Consider the following 19,306-nt stretch of genomic DNA (forward strand, 5'->3'; position numbering starts at 1 on the left):
AGTCACAGTAGGAGGTTCAGGTCCGTTCAGCGGCCAGGGCAACGAAACAGTTGCAGCCTAAATGCATCCCCCTAGAAACAGTGGTGACGAAGGACTTTCATCTATCTACACCTTGACCGCCACATATTTTTTATTGTCAGTGTGCGGGTCAATGACCAGCCTCTCGATTTCACTCCACTTCGCCGAACTCAACAAAGGCGAACTGTTGGTGGCAAGCATCTTCATCTCGGGTACTTGCGCTCAAGTTTTTGCAGTCCCCTTTCTGGCCCCACTCTTCAACAAATTCAACAGCTATCACATTGCGCTTGCTGCACTCTTCTTAGATCTTCTGGGCCTGTTATCAATGGCAGCCTATCCAGAGCCATTGATCCTCATTGTCGGAAATCTCGTCACCGCATGCTTAAGCGGACTGTCAATTCCATCCATTTTCACCATCGCTGACTCTCAGGTCGGCGAAGGACAGCAGGCGAAAGCCTTCTCCCTCTTGGACACAGCCCGACTTGGCAGTGGATTCCTTGGACCACCTCTAGGTGGATTACTACTGGACCAAAGAAACCTGCAGACAGCGCTCTTCGTTGAAGCTTGCGCCGTTGGAGTCTCGCTACTTGCTTTTTATTTCCTTTATAAATCCTCGCCCCCGAAAACACTGCTTCATTCAGAAACCAAAGATTCTTCACCGAGTTTTCTCCAGAAGGTCCTCGAAGCACCTTCCCTTTTGCTGAAGAATAGAAGCGCTCGGTCCGCGTTAACCAGCATTTGGGGAGCAATTATCTGCACCTCGGTTTTCAACGTTTCGCTTGTCTTCTATGCGACGCAGACCCTCCACGTCAGCGGTACGTTATATGCCATCATTGCCCAAGCATTTATCGTGGGCCGCATCTTTGGCGCACGGCTTTCAGCTCGCCTTCACTCACAGAACGCTGGGAAAGTCCTGGCCGGGGCAGGATTCGCTATGGGGTGTTTCATAGCTTTACCTGGACTATTTCCCTCATTGTGGCTCTGCATCCCATGTTTCCTCCTGGGCGGAGTCTGCAATGCTGCTCAGGTGGCCGCACTACGCATAATCGTTGTCGGATCCGTACCTGATGAAGTGAAACCCAAAGCCCTTTCTACGATGGGTTCAATTAACAGCTCCGCAGTGCTTATTGGATACATCATCGGGGCACCTGTTGTAAGTGCCATCGGCCCAGCTGCGGCCCTTGTCGTATCAGGGTTTGGCACCTCTATCCTCACTCTGGGGCCAATTCTGAAGACCACCATGTACGGTGCCTCCGGTGACCAAGACTACGACAACAAATAGCATTCAATTCTGTAGTAAATCTACTGTCAGATGCGAGTTTTTGGTACCGGTGTTCTGGGGACTCGGTACTGCCGTGTTCCGGGTAGTTGGTACCGGGCCGAGGGGTGCGTCGGCCCGGACGGGCTACAATTTCAGGGTGGAATCACAGCTAGTCGCCTACATCGATGAGTCCTCCGCCCTTAGACCCCCAGACCGGCAGGAGTACATGGTGTGTGCAGCCATCATCGACACTCAAGACTTGGAAAAAATACGCGAGGAGCTGCGTCCACTACGACTTCCTGGCCAGGTCAAACTTCACTGGACCGACGAACGTAATAGCCGACGCCGAAAAATCGTGGACACCCTTTCTGAGATCGACTCCATGCAAGCGATCATCACCCACCAGAGTGAAGTGAGCAAGAAGACGGAGAGGCACCGCAGGAAATGCTTGGAGCAGATGTACTTCGAGCTCTCCGAGATGCACGTCCACAACGTCACTTTGGAAAGCCGGCAAGAAGCACAAAACAGGCGAGACGTCGCCCATATAGTTGCCCTGCAGGGCCAAGGACAAAGTGCTGGTATCCGACTGCGACACGTACGCGGTGGCGATGATCCCCTGCTCTGGATTCCAGATGCCGTTCTGGGAGCACTGAACTCCGTCCATCTAGGGGAAGAGCAGTACTGGGAGAAGCTGCACGAGAAAGTGGTCCTCAACCGTCCCACCCCGGATTCCCTCTAGAGGCAGGCGAAGACCCTGAGTCCAGTCGTCCGGCTGGGATCCCAGGGTCTTCTTCCGATCCTGTCGTAACAGGTGGCAATAACACTAGGGTAGCACCATTTGGCACCATTTAGCACCATTTGACACCATTTGGCACCATTTGGCACCGATAGGCCCCGTCCGTTTCCTTAGCTGGATCGGCGGCCTCATCCTGGTTTCCTGACCAAATCCACATCGACCAAGCCGAACGCAGCGGGCTAAATATCACTCTGCTCAATACCCCTAGACGTTGACGCCGACATGCCCCGCCGAGATACAGCAGGTCATAGGACAAAGACCTCTTACTCCGGCCATCACTGAATCGATCATCAAACCACCCCGGCGGGAGCTGACGGAAAATCTCTGAAGTCAAACCCTCATCAGAGATGACTTTCTTTGCACGGGATACTTCCCGTCGTGAACACCCCAATGCGTGTGTGATCTGCGCCTAGCTAGCACCATCAAGGCACATCGCAATGATCTGCTTGAAGTTGACCACAAGGACCAGCTCCTTCCAAGTAGAAGTTGACGCAACACCAGCGGATTGTGGTGTCGCCAACATCACTTCGTATGACGCCAATGACCATCAAAAAGCATGGGCTTCAGCTGCACGAAAAATGGACTCCACGCTTGAAGAAGAAATCCAAATAGAAGAGATTATCGGGTCTGTTCGCTTGGATCTCTGCGAAACGCTAGTCAAGCTACTGAAGTTGAAGGGCATCAACTATCCGCAAACCTTCAGTGAGAAAACTGGTCTCTATGACGGCCTTTACAACAAGATAGCCAATGGAAAGCAGCAGACGATGAAGCGTGACACTTTGATGGCTATCGCGGTTGGTTTAGGACTTACATCGCACGCCACCCAGGAGCTCATGAAAAAGGCCGGAATTTCCCTCAACGCGCTGAAAGATCCCGACCGAACCTATCTTACGATTTTGGAACGGTTCCCCGGAACAGATCTTTACAACGCTAACTGCTTCCTTGAAGCCCGGAATCTTCCTCCGTTGGGAAGCAAGTATCGAGATTTCTAAAACTCGAAAACTTTGAAAGTTCGGATTAAGCCCCCATCGTGGGGCTTTTTCTGTATGCCCTGAGAGATAAACCCGCTTTTACTAGGCATTTCAATTGAGCTTTCGAAGTCAGGATTCCTGTTTTCAAACCAGGCATGCTCGGTTCCATGAACACAAAAACACTCACTATAGCCCGGTTCTCCGAAACAGTGCCCCACAAACTTGGCTTTATTCGCGATGCCACAATGCTTGCCTGTCTTGCAACGAACAGGGTGATCAGTGCTAGCGAGCACGAAGCCTTGTACGCCCAACTGGCGGAGATGTGTCGGCCGGTTTATCAGCGCCGAAAATTATTGGTTTTGACTGGATAAACGCCATGTTTAGAGCGTGTATAGACACAAGCACCGATCAGTTTAGAGGTGAGGAGGAATAGTGGCGAAGATCGAGCAGGTGACGCCAGCCAAGCCAGTGAGAGTGAAGCTGGTGAATGTCGCAGCATACGCGCGGGTATCCACAGCAAGGGAGCGCCAGCTGTCCTCTATCGCCGCCCAGGTTTCTTATTATTCGCGACTCATCCAATCCACCCCCGGCTGGGTCTACGCGGGAGTTTTCACCGATGAGGGAATCACTGGCACCAAAACCAGCGGCCGACAAGGCCTAGCAGACTTGATGGAGCTCGCCAGGAATGGCGGGGTGGATATTGTGTTGTGCAAGTCGATCTCCAGGCTTGCCCGCAACACGCTCGACCTGCTTCGTATCGTGCGCGAACTCAAGAACTTGGGTGTTTCTATCCGTTTTGAGCGTGAACATATCGACACTGCCACCGCTGACGGTGAGCTACTGCTGACGTTGCTAGCCTCGTTTGCCCAAGAAGAGTCTGCTTCTTTGTCAGCGAATGTGAAGTGGGCGATTAGGCAAGGTTTCAAACAAGGCAAAACGAATTCGTTTGTGCTTTACGGCTACCGCTGGGACGGAGAACGCTTCCACATCGAGGCGCGCGAAGCCGAAGCCATCAGACGCATCTACACCAGCTTCCTGGCAGGGATATCGCCTGAGAAAACTGTGGCTCAACTTAACGCTGAAGGTTTCCGTTCTCTAACCGGTGAACCCTTAGAGCCTAATCTTGCTCGCCGCATCCTTGAAAACGAGCGCTACACCGGAAACCAGATGCTTCAAAAAACCTTCATCCCCGCTATCGGCGCCAAACGAGAAGTAGAAAACAATGGCGAGTTGGAGCGCTACTGGGTTGAAGACTCCCATCCCGCCATCATCGACACAGAGACCTTCCAACAAGTACAAACAGAGTTAGCGCGTCGCCGCAGGCTTGGTCTTGCTGCCACGCCTTCGCTTGCCACGGGCTGTTTTACTTCCAGGATCAAGTGTGCCTCGTGTGGCAGGAATTATCAGCGTAAAACCCGCTACCGAAAGGCTGGTGCTTACAAGATTTGGCGTTGCTGGGGAGCATGCCTCGGGCAAGGCAATACTTGTGGGCCGGATCTCAAAGAAACCCGACTCAAACAAACAGTAATCAAGATCCTCACGCTGGCTAAGTGGAATGAGGAAGAAATCATGTCCCGCCTATCTTGCATCACGGTCATGAAAGACAAGTTGATCTTCACCCATGACGATCAGCGCCAGACAGTCATTGCGCTGGCCCAGCTGGAAGGAGAATAACAGTGGCTACGGTTACCGCGATACCAGCAACCAAGACACGCATCCACGACAGCGCGCTTTCAGGTTTTAGCTCCAAACGCCGGGTGGCAGCCTACGCAAGGGTGTCCACCGATATGGAAGAACAAGCCACCAGCTATCAAGCCCAAATCGATTACTACACCGTCCACATCCAATCGCGTGCTGATTGGGTGTTTGCTGGCATGTATGCCGACGAAGGCATTAGCGGTACTTCTACCAAACACCGTGAGGGCTTCCAAGCCATGATCGCCGACGCGTTAGCCGGGAAAATTGATCTGATCCTCACCAAGAGTGTCTCGCGGTTTGCTCGTAACACCGTCGACTCCCTGACCACCGTCCGACAGCTAAAAGAAGCCGGTGTGGAGGTGTATTTCGAGAAAGAAAGCATCTGGACCCTTGATTCTAAAGGCGAACTACTCATCACCATCATGAGTAGTCTTGCCCAGGAAGAATCTCGCTCCATATCTGAGAACGTCACCTGGGGACATCGCAGACGCTTCGCTGATGGGAAAGTCATGGTGCCCTACTCCTCGCTACTGGGATATAAGAAAGGCGCTGACGGTAACCTCGCTATTGATGAGACTCAAGCCCCGACCGTGCGCTTGATCTACCAGCTGTTTCTAGACGGCTCATCGATCACCGAAATCCGTGCCGAGCTACAGCGTCGCGGTATTTTGACTCCGCGAGGTAAAACCAACTGGTCCACCTCAACCGTGCGCTCCATCTTGACCAATGAGAAATATAAAGGCGACGCCCTGCTCCAGAAAACGTTCACCGCTGACTTCCTAACCAAACGAATCGAAGTAAACGAGGGCGAAGTCCCGCAATACTACGTCACCGGAAACCACGAGCCGATTATTGATGCGCCCGTCTGGGATCAGGTTCAATACGAGTTGGCCACCCGCCACGCAACCAACAGCTCCAAAATCGGCCTATTTGCCAGCCGACTCAAATGCGCAGATTGCGGATCCTGGTACGGACGCAAAACCTGGGCATCCAACACTAAATACAAGCACACGATCTGGCGGTGCAACCAAAAATACGACCATCCCCGTCCCTGCCAGACCGCTACCTTGCGTGATGAGCAAATCCAGACCGCGTTCCTCGCCGCGCTAAACCAGCTGGCTGAACAATATCGCGGACAAAGCCACCTACCACAGGTCATCGACGCCATGTTTAATACAGACCAGCTCGAAGCGGAGTCCAAGCGCCTAGACGAGAAAATCCGCGCTCTTGCCAGCGAGATTGAATCATTGGTTGCAGAAAATCAGCGGGTAGCGCAAGACCAGGACCAATACCTCGCCCGCTACACCCAGCTAGAAGCGCGATACCAGAAAACCCTGGGCCGCAAACAAGCCATCGAGGCCGAGATTGCTGCCAAGAGTGCCAAGGCCACTGCGATCAAAACCGCCTACACCCAGTTGGCCGACAAGCCCATCCAGCATTTTCAACCATCCCAGTGGACAGCGCTTATCGACCATGCCGTTATCGGAGCCAACGAGATCCAGTTCGTCTTCAGAATCGGCACTGAAATCACCGTGCCTATTGCTAGCAGGCTGCCAGTTTCTTCCACTTCCTGATTTTGGTGCGAAACGTCGTAAATGGCGCGACGGTGTTGATATGCACCCATTTCCACACCGGCCACGCCGACGGGGTGGAAGAAGCCCACGCACGCTGACCCGAACTAAACAATTCTGATTCGGTTAGACCGCCCACCATTTTGACTATCTCACCAAGCAGGATCTTGAACCTGTCGATCAAATCCTCAGTAGATACCTGCTCCCAGCGTTGGTAGAACGATTCATACAATCCGCCCAGTTGATTCCACTTAAAACCAGGTGCCGGAGTCACCACGTCAAGACCGGCTTGTTCGTCACGTTCCCAGCCGAGCAGTAATTCCATCCAGCCAAGCTGGTAGGCGATCATCTGCCGGGGCGTGCGGTCAACACCGTCAACCAGCCGGTCCCAACCATCGCCAGGAACGCCTACGAACTCGCCGATAAAAAGTTCGCCACGCTTAGTAATCTCTGCGGCTAGTTCATCGCCGGACGCATACGATCTCACCACACACCTCCTCGTGAAACGGCCTTAGGTTTAACGCTTCGTTAGCGCGTTAAACCCTGAATACGCATTTTACTAGGGCAAACAAGATACCCGCTAACGCAAAACCCAAACCCGCTAACGCAAGCGATTTTTCACACCCCCCTAAGCGATACTCGCTAACGCAAAAGGGTACTTATCAAATCCGACGTCTAAGTGGAGCCGCCTGCGAGAATCGAACTCGCGACCTTCTCATTACGAGTGAGATGCTCTACCGACTGAGCTAAGGCGGCACGATGCAGTGTGTATATGCACCGCCTGAGAGTTTAGCCTAGGCCTGGGCTGATAAAGAAATCGGGCTATCACCTGTAGTGTGCACGCAGCACACGTGCTGGTTAGCGCGCGCCACAGGCCAGGCGCAGGCGGCCCACCATGCCGTCGAAAGCCACCTGCGGGGTGACGTTCTGCGGCAGCTGCTCGCGGCAGGTACGGATGGCGGACTGAGCGGCAAGCAGCCCATCCTCGCTCACGCGTTGGGCAAGTTCGCCCGCCAGGCCGGCGAAGTCCGGGTGGGTCATGTCCACCTCAGCGCCAACTTTGAGCATGAGCGCATCGCGGTAGATACCGGCAAGATCCACAAGGACAATATCGAGGCCGTCGGCGATGCGGCGTTTAGCGCGCTTCTTATGGAGCTCCTCCAGTTCTTTCAGGGCACTGCGGGCGTCGCGCTGCGCCTTGCTTGCTCCCTTACCCTTGGCGCCGATGCCGAAGGACTGCTCAATTTTGGAGCGCTCCGCTTCTTCGGATTCAGCGTGAGAATCCTTGGCGTCCTTCTCAATGAACTTCAGCAGAGCGGTAACGGATTGGAAGGCCTGGGAGCCGTGGAAGACGTCTTCGGCCAGGTTGATGGCCATGGCGCGACGCTTTTGTGCGGCCGCATCCTGTACCAGGTGGCGGGCACGGCCCACGTGCTGCAGGCTCGTGACGGCGGCCAGGCGAGCATCGTGTTCGCTGGCGCCCTCGGCGACGAGCTGTTTGACCACGCCTTCCACGCTGGGCGAAGGAATATATAGGTGGCGGCACCGCGAGCGCAGGGTCTGGGAGAAATCTTGTGGGTCCTCGGAAGGAGCCACCATGACGATGACGGTGCGCTCCGGCGGCTCCTCCACTGTTTTCAGCAAAGCGTTGGCGGCCTCGTTGCGCAGGCGGTCGGCTTTGTTGAAGATAACCACGCGCCACGGCGCCACGCTGGGCAGGCTCGCCGCACGGCCGATGACATCGCGGGCCTCGCCGACAGTGATGAATTGTTCCTTAGGATCGACGAAAACTAGGTCGGTGTGTTTTTGTTGTTCCAATACCGCCCGGCAGGCCGCGCACTGCCCGCAACCGGGGTCCCCGTTTTCGTCTTTGCTCGTGCACATCAACGCCGCCGCAAAGCACAGCGCCGCCAAAGAGCGGCCCGCCCCGGGAGGACCCGTAAGCAGCCAAGAATGACTCATCGCCCGCAGATCTCCCTCACCTCGGGCGGCCCGAGCTGCGGCCAAGATGGTCTGGGCCACTGCTGGGGTATCTGCCAATCGTTGCGCAACGCTTCCGGTATTCACTCGCCCTAGCCTACTGGGATAACTAAAGTAATAAATCATGAACAGACTACTGCGTGGCGCCCGCTGGCTCATGGGCACCCAATGGCCTATGTACGCCACGCTCGTTCTGGGATCCAACATCTTAGGCGCCGTGGCGATCATGACCTTCGTGGTCTTCTTCCTGCCGATGCCGGAGATTAAGGACTTTACTTCCGACGTCCCGCACTTAGCGTTAATCGGCGTCCTCTATGTTTCCTTCGCCGTGCTCATCGGCATTTCGGTAACCCTGTTGCTCTTCCGGCCGGTGCTGGACTGGCAGCGCAATCCCGAAGCCCACGATCCAAACATGGTGCGCAACCTGGTGCTGCGCATCCCCATCTACCAAGCCGCAGTGGCCGGCCTGGTGTGGATCATTGGCATCGTCCTGGCCATCATCATCGCCACCCAATCCTCCGGCAGTCTGGGCCTAGTCGTGGGAGTTTCCACAACCTTGGCCGGCCTGTTGGTGGTGTTGCTTACTTATTTGCAGGCGGAGCGCCTCGTGCGCCCCGTTGCAGCGCAGGCAGTGGCCCGCCGCTTCGAGGACTCCACTCTGGAGCCGCCGATTAAGTACCGCCTCATCTATACCTGGGTGATGACCTCCGGCATTCCGCTCGTCGGCATCGCACTGGTGCTCGTGGGCCAGCGCACCGGCATGTTCACGGATAACGCCAACGACATCATGCCCGCGGTCATCGCCCTAGCGCTGACCGCCCTGGGAACGGGTTTTACTGGCACCGTCTTCGCGATGATGAGCGTCGTTGACCCCATCGTCGAGCTACAGGATGCAATCAACCGCGTGCGCCGCGGCGAAAATGATGTGCAGGTCGATATTTATGACGGTTCCGAGTTGGGCGTGTTGCAGGCAGGCTTTAATGAAATGATGCGCGGCCTGCGCGAGCGTCAACGCGTGCGCGATATCTTCGGCCGCTACGTCGGCATCGAGGTCGCCCAGCGCGCACTGGAGGAACGCCCCGAGTTGGGCGGCGAGGACCGCAAGGTAGCCGTTCTTTTCATCGACGTCATCGGCTCCACCACCTTCGCGGTCAACCACACCCCAGAGGAGGTCGTCGAAGAGCTCAACAAGTTCTTCGAGCACGTAGTCGAAGTGGTGCACCGCAACAAGGGCATCATCAACAAGTTCCAGGGCGATGCCGCGCTGGCCGTATTCGGCGCTCCGCTTAACGTCTACGACGCTAACTCCATGGCGCTGCAGGCGGCGCGCGAGCTGCGTCAGGAGCTACGTGGCTTGGAGCTGCAGGCAGGCATCGGCGTCGCGGCGGGTCACGTGGTGGCCGGCCACATCGGCGGCGCGGACCGCTTTGAGTACACCGTCATTGGTGATGCAGTAAACGAGGCGGCCCGCCTGACCGAGCTGGCCAAGGACACTCCGGGCCAGGTCCTGACCAACTCCGCCACGCTGCGCGGTGCCAACGAGGCAGAGCAAGCCCGCTGGACCATGATGAAGTCCATTGAGCTGCGCGGACGACGCCGCATGACACGCCTGGCACGCCCTATCCGCTCCACGCTTGCTGAACGCGCGGAACAATAGCGGAGCAATAGCGGCGCAGTAACCGAGAATTTATTTCATAAAATCTGTAACATGCGCCCCATGACTTCCGCAGTGTCTCAGTCTCGACCTCGCATGATCGTGCCCGACGTAGCTCGTGGTATGGCTCTTCTCGGCATCGCCCTAGCCAACGTCTGCACTGGGTGGATTACCACCTCCCATCCAGACGGCCAGTACTTCGGCGGCATCGATTCCGGCAACGCGTGGGATAAAGCAACCGTGCTCTTTACCGCGATGTTCGCGCATAACCGCGGCTTGCCGATGTTCTCCACGCTCCTGGGCTTCGGTATTGGGCTTATCACCCTGAGCCTTTGGCGCCGCGGCTTCCCGCTCGGCCAAGCGCGCATGGTCATCATCAAGCGCTACGGCTTCCTGGCCCTTTTCGGCATTATCCACCTGGTGTTTATCTTCTATGGCGACATCATGTTTTTCTACGGCTGCTGTGCTTTGGTCATCAGCATGTTTATTTCCCTGCACGATAAAACTCTCAAGAAGATCGCTTATACCCTGCTGACCATCATTACGGTCCTTGGAATCGGTGCGTTTGTGCTTACGCTTTTGGTTCCGGAATTAGGCATGAATTACGTCAACTTTTCCGAGCTTCCCCAATCCTATGGAAAGTTGGTGCTGGATGGATTATTGATGCTGTTGGGGCAGGCTGTTAGCGCCGGGCCGTTCATGCTCATGTACGGACCCATCATGTTGGTGGGCTTTACGTGGGCGCGCCAGGGCACGCTTGCCGACGTCGCGTCTCACCGCGCCGAGCTGCGCATCTGGGCGGGCATTACAGCAGTGATCATCTTGGGCGTGGGCCTGCCGTGGGGTCTTGCTACTATCGGCGTGCTCCCCGCGGAAGCCGAGGGGGCCTTCTTTCAGCTCAACACCTTCGTCGGCGTGATTACCGGCCCGGGCATCCTGGCGATGCTCGCGCTGGTGCTAGAGAAGGTGCAAACACTGCCCTGGTGGCTGTGGCCATTTAGTGCGCTGGGTAAGCGCTCGATGAGCGGCTACATCATGCAGTCGATCATCTTCTTCGCGGTGATTTTCCCGTTCACCTTGAACATCGGCTCCCAGTTCTATGCCTCCGGCTTGGCCTTGTTGGCGGTGGGCAACTGGCTGCTCACTCTGCTGCTGGCCTGCCTTCTCGAATACTTTGGCAAGCCGGGCCCGTTCGAGTGGCTGCATCGCCGAATTTCTTATGGCAAGACGATGCGGCCAGAACTAAAAAGGCAGCCGCCTAGCGGCATTGAATCACCCGTCAGTGGCGCTCCAGTGCATCAACCAGAAGGAAATGTCCAAGCACGCGGCTAGCGGCCTCGGCGGCGCCCAGCAGGCGGCTATCGCGCAGCGGGTTGACGGGCAGGGTGCGTGCAAGGGTAAGCCCCTCTGAAAAGAGGATGAGGTTGGCGCCGTGGCTCGCGCCCTTCGTGGCGTCTGCGCGCAAGGCTGGATCCCCTGCGAGCGCCGAAGTGGCGGCAACAGCCGCACCAGCCACTGCGGTGGCCGCGCGGTAGCGGCCCTTAGATACGGCAAGACCGCCAGCCCACGCGCCGATGCGCAGGCCCCAGCCCAGCTTGTCGTTGCGCTGCGCACGCAAAAGATACAGATAAGCCCCGTGATGCAAGGCAATGGCGGCAATGCCTAGAGCATTCGGTTCGCCGCGCTTGCAGTACTGGCCCACCGAACCGGCAGCAAGGCCACCGCGCAGCACCGGGTTCGCCGTTTGGGTGCAGAGAGTAGCTATTACCGCGGCGTCGAGAAGCCGGGGCTCAAACCCGAAGATGCGCGCCCAAGCGCTGGCCTCCCCGGCGGCTAGAAACCCTAGGCACGCGGGGTGGCCGGCGGGATCGGTGATTGCGGGATATACCGCCCGCCACAGCGCGGCGGCGCCCTGTTCAGTGCGTTGCAGGAAGTCCATCGCTACTTGCGGCTGCCTGCCTTGACCACGTTCTTAGTGCCTGGCGAAGGCTTCTTCGCCGTCGACTTCTTCGTGGATTTCTTGGTTGCCTTCTTCGTGGATTTCTTAGTCGATTTTTTGGTCGACTTCTTACCAGCCTTCTTGGTGGTCTTCTTCTTACCACCATCCGCGGCTTCCTTGGCACGGCGTTCGGACAACAGCTCGTTGGCACGGGCGTCGGTAAGCGTTGCGGGATCGTCGCCGCGGCGCAACGAAGCATTCGTGGTGCCGTCGGTGACGTACGGGCCAAAGCGGCCATCCTTGACGGACATCGGCTTGCCGGAGACGTCATTGTCACCCAGCTGCTTCAGCGGCGGCTGCGCGGCGGCGCGGCCACGGCGCTTCGGCTCCGCGTAGATGCGGCGCGCCTCGTCCAAGGTGATGGAGAAGATCTGCTCTTCGTTAGCCAGCGAGCGGGAATCGCTGCCCTTCTTCAGGTACGGGCCATAGCGGCCATTCTGTGCGGTGATGACCTCGTTATCGGAAGGATCCACGCCCACCTCACGCGGCAGGGAAAGCAGCTGCAGGGCCTGCTCCAGGGTGACCGAAGAAGGCTCCATGGAGCTAAACAGCGAAGCGGTGCCAGGCTTGAGCTTTTCGTCGATGTACTCGGCGATGCGCTTTTCCTTCTGCTTTTCCGCAGTCTTGGTCTCCCAGTTCTTGGCGCGCTTGCCTTCCTCGGCGCGCTGCTTATCCTCAGCCTCGCGCTCCTGCTTGACCACCTCGAGGGCCTCGGCCTCAGCCTTCTCGCGCTCATCCTCGCGCACCTGCTCGGTGACATACGGGCCGAAGCGGCCTTCCTTGGCCACGATCATGCGGCCATTGGCGGGGTTCTCACCCAGCTCGCGGCCGCCCTGCGGGGTGGCAAAGAGCTTCTCAGCGAGCTCTTCACCCAGCTCATCCGGGGTGGTGGTCTCAGAAAGGTTGGCGCGCTGATACTCCGGTGTGCCGTCCTCGGCCGTGCCCACCACGCGCTCGATGTACGGGCCATAGCGGCCGACGCGCACGAAGACGTCGCGGCCTTCCGAGTCGGTGTAGAGCAGCAAGGAGTTGACCTTGCGAGCGTCGATGGCCTCAAGGTTGATATCGATAAGGGACTTCAAGCCGCCGTGGCGCGCGATGGAATCCGCCTTCTGCTCCTTGGCCTCAGCATTGCCGAAGTAGAAGCCCTTGAGCCATTCGGTACCGTTCTCGTTACCAGCGGCAATCGCGTCGAGCTCGTCTTCCATCGAGGAAGTAAAGTCATAATCCACCAGCTCGGTGAAGTTGTCTTCCATCAGGCCGATGACCGCGAAGGCAACCCAAGATGGCACAAGCGCGTTGCCGCGCGAGAGCACGTAGCCGCGGTCCTGGATGGTCTTGATGATGGAGGCATAGGTGGAAGGACGGCCAATGCCCAAATCTTCCATCTTCTTAACCAGGCTGGCCTCGGTATAGCGCGCCGGCGGGTTGGTGGAGTGACCGTCAGCGGAAACTTCCTGGGAGGCCAGCGCGTCGCCCTCGTCGAGGTGCGGCAGGCGGGACTCACCGTCGGAATTCTTGTTAGCCACGTCCTCGTAGGCCTTCAGGAAGCCCGGGAAGGTAATGGTGCGGCCGGTGGCAGAAAACTCAACGTCCTGCGCGCCCTCGGCGGTCTTCGCATTCGCAGCCACCGTGACCTTCATGGAGGTTCCCTTGGCATCTGCCATCTGGGAGGCCACGGTGCGCTTCCAAATCAACTCGTAGAGCTTGAACTCTTCGGCATCGAGGCGGCTCGACAGCTCGCCCGGGGTGGCAAACTTTTCGCCCGCCGGGCGGATCGCCTCGTGGGCCTCCTGAGAGTTTTTCACCTTGCGGTCATAGATACGCGGGGAATCAGCGACATACTCCGCGCCAAAGATGGAGCTAGCCGCGCCACGCGCCGCGTTCAGGCCCTGCTTAGACAGCGAGGTCGAGTCGGTACGCATGTAGGTGATGTGACCGTTTTCGTAAAGACGCTGCGCAATGCGCATAGTGCGCTCGGAGGTGTAGTGCAGGCGGCGGCCCGCCTCTTGCTGCAGGGTCGAGGTCATAAACGGCGCATAAGGCTTGCGGGTATATGGCTTGTGCTCGACGCTTGTGACGGAGAAAGCGGCGCCTTTCAGGGCGTCGGCAAGCGCCTGTGCGTGCGCCTGCTTGACGACGACCACCTCGTCGCCCTTGAGCTTGCCCGAATCATCGAAGTCACGGCCTAGGGCAACACGCTTGCCGTCGATGGCGGTCAGACGAGCATCGAAAACTTCCTTCGCCTCAGCCTTCTCGCTGTGCAGGCGAGCGGTAAGATCCCAGTACTCGGCGGAGATGAACGCCATGCGCTCACGCTCACGCTCGACGATGACGCGGGTGGCAACGGACTGCACGCGGCCGGCAGAAAGGCGCGGCATGACCTTCTTCCACAGCACCGGCGAAACCTCGTAGCCATAAAGGCGGTCCAGGATGCGGCGGGTTTCCTGCGCATCGATCAGGTTCTCGTCGAGCTCACGGGTGTTTTCTGCCGCCTCCAAGATGGCGGACTTGGTGATCTCGTTGAAGACCATGCGGCGCACCGGCACCTTTGGCTTAAGCACCTCAAGCAGGTGCCACGCAATCGCCTCACCCTCGCGGTCGGGGTCTGTTGCGAGATAGAGCTGATCGCACTGCTTCAGCTTGGCTTTAAGGTCAGCGACCTTCTTCTTTTTGTCCTGGCTAATGACATAGAGCGGGGTGAAGTCATCCTCGGGGTTGACGCCGAGGCGCGCCCAGGATTCTTTCTTGTACTTCACCGGGACGTCGGCGGCGCCACGTGGGAGATCACGAATGTGTCCCACGGAGGCCTCAACAATGTAATTGTCGCCTAGGTAGGGCTGGATCTTCTTAGCCTTCGTCGCCGACTCGACGATGACCAGGGTTTTCCCGGCTACTTCTGCCACTCGACTTCATCCCTTTCGATGATGCGATCACTTGTCGCTCACACGTTGCTTTCTACAACGGTTATACAACGCCCTTTGTTCACGCTACGTTAAACGAGCACGATCAAAAGGCAATTGAGCAATAGCGTACAGAAGTTCTTTTACTCTGTACTTATTAGGGCAGCTGCGCTGCCTTACCTGCCGCCTTTAGATATGCACGGTTATACTGGACGCTTTGTAACGTACTGCGGCATCGGGCTGTTAGAAGTAGGCGAATGGCAGAGCCTTTCGACCACAGCAACAGCACTGCTTTGCCACAGTAACTGGGCACAGTAACAGGCACAGTAACACGAATCGCGTATCCGATGGGGAGGAATGATGATTGCATCCGTCACCGCATGGATCGAAGTAGTCATGCTAACCCAATGGGTATACCCGCTGGTAGGAACATTGATTTTCCTCGATTGTTTCTTCCCAGTGCTGCCTTCAGAGATCCCGCTCAACATGGTTGGAGCATGGTCGGCCTCGCAGGGCTACCCGCACATCCCCATGATGTTCTTCGTGGCAATTCTGGCCGCCATCGTGGGCGATAACCTGTGCTTCCTGCTCGGCACCCGCCTGATGACGCTAGTCAATCGCGTCCAGAAGGGCACCAAGGCCTACGAGGGCCTGGCTTGGGTCAAGCGCAACATGCGCCGCGGCGGTGGCGCGGCGATTATCATCGCCCGCTTTATCCCTTCGGCCCGCCTTTTCATGACCATCCTGTTGGGCTCGATGCGCTATCCCTGGCCGCTGTTTTTCTTCTTCGACATCATCGGCGTCAGCATCTGGGCCGCACAGGCGCTGGCCATTGGCTTCGTGGGTGGCAAGGCCTTCTCGGATTCTCCCGCCGTGGCGATGATTGTCAGCATCATCGCCGCCGTCATCATCGGCTTTGGCCTGCAAAAGGCCCAGAATGCGGTGCTCGAGTGGTGGGATACTCGCCGCGGATATGCAGAAACCCCTTAAGCCTTTAAAGGCTTAAAGGGGCCGTGTGTGAGCTTTTAAACGCTGCGTTCTAAAGGGCGGTGACGTTCTGGGCCTGCAGACCCTTTTGACCTTCGGCGACCTCGAAGGAAACCTTCTGGTTTTCCTCCAGGGTGCGAAAACCGCTGCCCTGAATCTCGGAGTAGTGAACGAAGATGTCGCCGGAGCCATCTTCCATCTCGATAAAGCCGTAGCCCTTTTCTGCGTTGAAGAACTTGACGGTGCCTTGTGCCATGGTGTTTAACCTTCTATGTAAGTGTCTACTAGTAGTGGACAAAATGGATTGTGGAAAACAAATCTTCGCCAGCACTAACCAAAAGAAAAACACTGAGCCAAGAATTTATCGGCCTAGCACCCAGTGTGGCACGTTTGGTTAGCTGGCGATAGCTCGCCACGTAAATCTTTTTAGAAAGGGGGTAGCGTGCCCAACCCCCTCGGCCAAGAATTAGTCGAGCTGCTGCAACGCCGCTTCGATGAAACAACGTTTACTTCCGTCACCACTTTAGAGGCAAAACCTGCCCAATTCGGTCCGTGGCCAGATTGGGTTTTGCCGGGGCTTAAAACCTATTTGCAGGGCCATGACGTGGCAAAGCTTTATTCGCACCAGGTTAAAGTGGCCGAAGAAGCATGGCGGGGCAACGACGTCGTGGTCGCCACCGGCACTTCCTCCGGCAAATCTTTAGGCTACCTACTTCCCATCCTGACCAGGCTGGCGGAAGAGCCCACCGCGTGCGCTTTGTATATCACCCCCACTAAGGCGTTGGGCTCGGATCAGCTGCACGCGGTTTTGCAGATGTGCCGTGAGATTGAGCAGTTGCGTGGTGTGGTCGCGGCGCCTTATGACGGCGATACGCCCACCGAATCCAGAGCCGGCATCCGGGACGACGCGCGCTTTATCTTTTCGAATCCAGACATGATCCACATGTCGATGCTGGCCTCGCATCAACGCTGGGCGCGTTTCTTGCGGCACTTGCGCTTCATCGTCGTAGATGAGTGCCACTCCTATCGGGGAGTATTTGGTGCGAATGTGGCGCTGGTTTTACGCCGCTTGCTGCGCTTATGCGAGCACTATGGCGCGCATCCGGTGGTGATTTCTGCCTCGGCCACGATGAAGGACCCAGCACTGCATGCGCAGCGCCTTACCGGGCGTGAGACGGTTGCGGTCACAGAAGACGGCGCGCCCACGGGCGCGCGGACGGTGGCTCTTTGCGAGCCCGGGTTCATCGATGGCGCGGAGGGCGAAAATGGCGCTCCCGTGCGCTATGCCGCAACCACCGAGTCGGCTGGGATGATGGCGACTTTGGTGGCAGAAGGCGCCCGCACTCTTACCTTTGTGCGTTCCCGGCGCGCCGCGGAGACGGTGGCCTTGCGCACCGCGGAGGAGCTATCTGGTTCCCTCGGACGTCCCGATTTCGCCCGTCGCATCGCGGCTTATCGGGCGGGTTACTTAGCTGAGGACCGGCGCAAGTTAGAACACGCGCTTGACGACGGCACGCTGCTCGGCGTCGCCACCACCTCCGCGCTGGAGCTAGGCATTGACGTCGGCGGCCTTGATGCCGTGGTCATTGCGGGCTTTCCGGGAACGGTGGCTAGCTTCTGGCAGCAGGCGGGCCGCGCGGGAAGACGCGGGCAAGGCTCCGTGGTGGTCTTGGTCGCGCGCGACGAGCCGATGGATACCTACTTGGTGAATCATTCGGAGGCCCTGCTGGGAAGGCCGGTGGAGGCCAGCGTGTTTAACCCGGCAAATCCCTATATCTTGTTCGGCCATGTCTATTGCGCGGCGGTGGAAAAGCCACTGCAAGATGCGGAGATCGCCCAGCTGGGTGCGCAGGAGGTTGTCCATTCCTTGGCGGAGCGCGGGCTGTTGCGACGCCGCGACCGTGGCTGGTTTGCAGCGCCCATCCCGGCGGGCGAAGAGCTCACCCCAGAGACCGCACACTCGGCGGTATCGTTGCGCGGCGGCGCAGGCGAGGAAGTGATGATCGTGGATTCTTCCGACGGCCGCCTGCTTGGCACCATCGACGCTGGACGCGCCGCCAGCCAGGTCCACCCCGGCGCGGTGTATCTGCATCAGGGCGAAAGCTTCGTGATTGAGCAGCTGCACTTCGCGGACTACCTGGCGCTGGCAATGCCGGAGACGCCGGAATATACAACGACCCCGCGCTCGACTACGGATATCCGCATCGTGCGCGAGGCCGATGAGCTCATCAACTATGCGCCGGGTCTGTGGGTGGCCAACGTAGAAGTGGAAGTAGTCGACCAAGTAACCGGCTACCAGGTGCGCCTGCCCGACGGCACGGTTGGCGATGACATTCCGCTGGACATGCCGCAGCAGCGCCTGCACACCCGTGCGGTGGCCTACACCATTGATCCGCTGGCGCTTGCAGCAATGGGTGTGAGCGCCGCCGATACTCCGGGCACTCTGCACGCGGCGGAGCACGCCGCGATTGGCCTGCTACCGCTGATTGCTACCTGCGATAGGTGGGATATCGGCGGCGTGTCCACGGCGCAGCATGCGGATACTGGTCTTCCTACGGTCTTTGTTTACGATGGTCACCCGGGCGGCGCCGGCTTTGCCGATGAAGGCTTCCGCCGCTTCCCGGAGTGGATAGCCACCACGTATGAAACGGTGGTTTCTTGCCCGTGCGAGGCAGGCTGCCCCTCGTGCGTGCAGTCACCAAAGTGCGGCAACGGCAACAACCCGCTGGATAAGGCCGGTGCCATTAAGTTGCTTGGTGCACTGGTGACGATGACGCAGTCAGGGCCCATGCCCACCGAGACCTAGACCGGACCAGCCCGAGCCACCGCCTCCACGCGCCTCACGGCGACAGTGACGATGACATCGCGCTCGATCACGCGGCACTGCCTAACACTGGAGTTGTTGTGCTGCGCGGTCTCCCGCGCCGCGGCACACCCGTCTTGGCCTTTTGCGTGTTCCCACGCGGCCGCCACCGCCGACATGTCGGCGGCAACCTGCGCCTCATGGCGCGCTGCCACGCGGCTGGCCACGGTGACAACAACCAAGAGGAGGGAGACGATGGCAACGATGATCCCCGCATTAACCACGGTGGCATAGCCAGCCTCAGCGTCTTTGCGGCACATCACTGCCCGCCTCCCGCCGAACCCGCTATCTCGGCCGGAAACACTGCCTGCGCTTTCATCTCCCCCAACGGCGAGCGCACGGTGGCTTGTGCGGTGACGAGGCCACCCCTTTCAGCGATGTCGACGCTTACTTTCTCCTGGGAGTAGTCCTCGCCTATCGCATAGGCACGCGCAGCGGCACCGGCGGCGTCGACAGCCGCCAGGTGGGCCGCCATCGTCGCGACACCCGCAACGGCACCGGCTGCAACGATGACCAAAGAGCTCAAGCCGAGGGCTGCCTCAATGGTGACCGAACCAGTGTCGCCGCTAAGGCGCCGAACGATGTGAAGATAACAGCGCCGCATT

General features: G+C 58.1%; 16 protein-coding genes and 1 tRNA gene. 9 read left to right on the forward strand and 8 right to left on the reverse strand.

What is annotated here, in order from left to right; all coding sequences use genetic code 11:
* The first annotated feature begins 61 nt into the window (after positions 1 to 61).
* From WM42_RS05375 to WM42_RS05395, 5 genes are all read left to right on the forward strand, one after another.
* On the forward strand, positions 62 to 1,300 hold the full coding sequence (locus WM42_RS05375; RefSeq protein ID WP_062036115.1) for an MFS transporter: 1,239 nt from the start codon (positions 62 to 64) through the stop codon (positions 1,298 to 1,300).
* Positions 1,301 to 1,436: 136 nt separating this feature from the next.
* The gene (locus WM42_RS05380; protein ID WP_080986250.1) at positions 1,437 to 2,018 is read left to right on the forward strand and encodes a hypothetical protein; all 582 of its coding nucleotides are present in this window, start codon (positions 1,437 to 1,439) and stop codon (positions 2,016 to 2,018) included.
* Positions 2,019 to 2,512: 494 nt separating this feature from the next.
* The gene (locus tag WM42_RS13640; protein WP_062036117.1) at positions 2,513 to 3,067 is read left to right on the forward strand and encodes a hypothetical protein; all 555 of its coding nucleotides are present in this window, start codon (positions 2,513 to 2,515) and stop codon (positions 3,065 to 3,067) included.
* Positions 3,068 to 3,478: 411 nt separating this feature from the next.
* Complete coding sequence (locus tag WM42_RS05390) at positions 3,479 to 4,720, forward strand: recombinase family protein (RefSeq protein ID WP_062036120.1); 1,242 nt, start codon at positions 3,479 to 3,481, stop codon at positions 4,718 to 4,720.
* Between the two features lie 2 nt (positions 4,721 to 4,722).
* On the forward strand, positions 4,723 to 6,318 hold the full coding sequence (locus WM42_RS05395; RefSeq protein ID WP_062036122.1) for a recombinase family protein: 1,596 nt from the start codon (positions 4,723 to 4,725) through the stop codon (positions 6,316 to 6,318).
* Here the strand turns inward: WM42_RS05395 and WM42_RS05400 are convergent.
* The 3 genes from WM42_RS05400 to WM42_RS05410 form a co-directional block, all read right to left on the reverse strand.
* Complete coding sequence (locus WM42_RS05400) at positions 6,287 to 6,802, reverse strand: ClbS/DfsB family four-helix bundle protein (protein ID WP_034969882.1); 516 nt, start codon at positions 6,800 to 6,802, stop codon at positions 6,287 to 6,289. The genes WM42_RS05395 and WM42_RS05400 overlap by 32 nt on opposite strands.
* Positions 6,803 to 6,995: 193 nt before the next feature.
* Positions 6,996 to 7,071, reverse strand: a tRNA-Thr gene (locus WM42_RS05405).
* 102 nt (positions 7,072 to 7,173) lie between these two features.
* Positions 7,174 to 8,421, reverse strand: coding sequence for a DNA polymerase III subunit delta' (locus WM42_RS05410; protein WP_080986266.1), 1,248 nt, complete (start codon positions 8,419 to 8,421; stop codon positions 7,174 to 7,176).
* Between WM42_RS05410 and WM42_RS05415 the strand changes: the two genes are divergently transcribed.
* Positions 8,420 to 9,952: an adenylate/guanylate cyclase domain-containing protein gene (locus WM42_RS05415; RefSeq protein WP_049147246.1), complete on the forward strand. Its 1,533-nt coding sequence runs from the start codon at positions 8,420 to 8,422 to the stop codon at positions 9,950 to 9,952. The genes WM42_RS05410 and WM42_RS05415 overlap by 2 nt on opposite strands.
* 60 nt (positions 9,953 to 10,012) lie before the next feature.
* On the forward strand, positions 10,013 to 11,281 hold the full coding sequence (locus WM42_RS05420) for a DUF418 domain-containing protein (RefSeq protein WP_235591324.1): 1,269 nt from the start codon (positions 10,013 to 10,015) through the stop codon (positions 11,279 to 11,281).
* Here the strand turns inward: WM42_RS05420 and WM42_RS05425 are convergent.
* Positions 11,229 to 11,888, reverse strand: a complete 660-nt coding sequence (locus tag WM42_RS05425) for a hypothetical protein (protein WP_062036127.1) — start codon at positions 11,886 to 11,888, stop codon at positions 11,229 to 11,231. The two genes, WM42_RS05420 and WM42_RS05425, sit on opposite strands and share 53 nt — an antisense overlap.
* Positions 11,889 to 11,890: 2 nt before the next feature.
* A complete protein-coding gene (gene topA, locus WM42_RS05430; protein ID WP_062036136.1) occupies positions 11,891 to 14,854 on the reverse strand; it encodes a type I DNA topoisomerase in 2,964 nt (987 codons plus the stop codon).
* A gap of 357 nt (positions 14,855 to 15,211) precedes the next feature.
* Between topA and WM42_RS05435 the strand changes: the two genes are divergently transcribed.
* Positions 15,212 to 15,841: a DedA family protein gene (locus WM42_RS05435; protein WP_061920228.1), complete on the forward strand. Its 630-nt coding sequence runs from the start codon at positions 15,212 to 15,214 to the stop codon at positions 15,839 to 15,841.
* A gap of 49 nt (positions 15,842 to 15,890) precedes the next feature.
* Here the strand turns inward: WM42_RS05435 and WM42_RS05440 are convergent, their stop codons facing one another.
* On the reverse strand, positions 15,891 to 16,094 hold the full coding sequence (locus WM42_RS05440; RefSeq protein WP_061920226.1) for a cold-shock protein: 204 nt from the start codon (positions 16,092 to 16,094) through the stop codon (positions 15,891 to 15,893).
* A 186-nt stretch (positions 16,095 to 16,280) separates the two neighbouring features.
* Between WM42_RS05440 and WM42_RS05445 the strand changes: the two genes are divergently transcribed.
* A complete protein-coding gene (locus tag WM42_RS05445) occupies positions 16,281 to 18,644 on the forward strand; it encodes a DEAD/DEAH box helicase (protein ID WP_062036138.1) in 2,364 nt (787 codons plus the stop codon).
* On the opposite strand, the gene WM42_RS05450 is transcribed toward WM42_RS05445, so the two are convergent.
* A complete protein-coding gene (locus WM42_RS05450) occupies positions 18,641 to 18,961 on the reverse strand; it encodes an Rv3654c family TadE-like protein (RefSeq protein WP_062036140.1) in 321 nt (106 codons plus the stop codon). The two genes, WM42_RS05445 and WM42_RS05450, sit on opposite strands and share 4 nt — an antisense overlap.
* Positions 18,961 to 19,305 carry a hypothetical protein gene (locus WM42_RS05455; protein ID WP_061920220.1) on the reverse strand — a complete coding sequence of 115 codons (345 nt, stop codon included), beginning with the start codon at positions 19,303 to 19,305 and terminating at the stop codon, positions 18,961 to 18,963. The genes WM42_RS05450 and WM42_RS05455 overlap by 1 nt, the downstream gene beginning before the upstream one ends.
* Between the last annotated feature and the right edge of the window lies 1 nt (position 19,306).

Origin of the sequence: Corynebacterium simulans (assembly GCF_001586215.1) — a bacterium.
GTDB classification, from domain to species: Bacteria; Actinomycetota; Actinomycetes; order Mycobacteriales; family Mycobacteriaceae; genus Corynebacterium; species Corynebacterium simulans.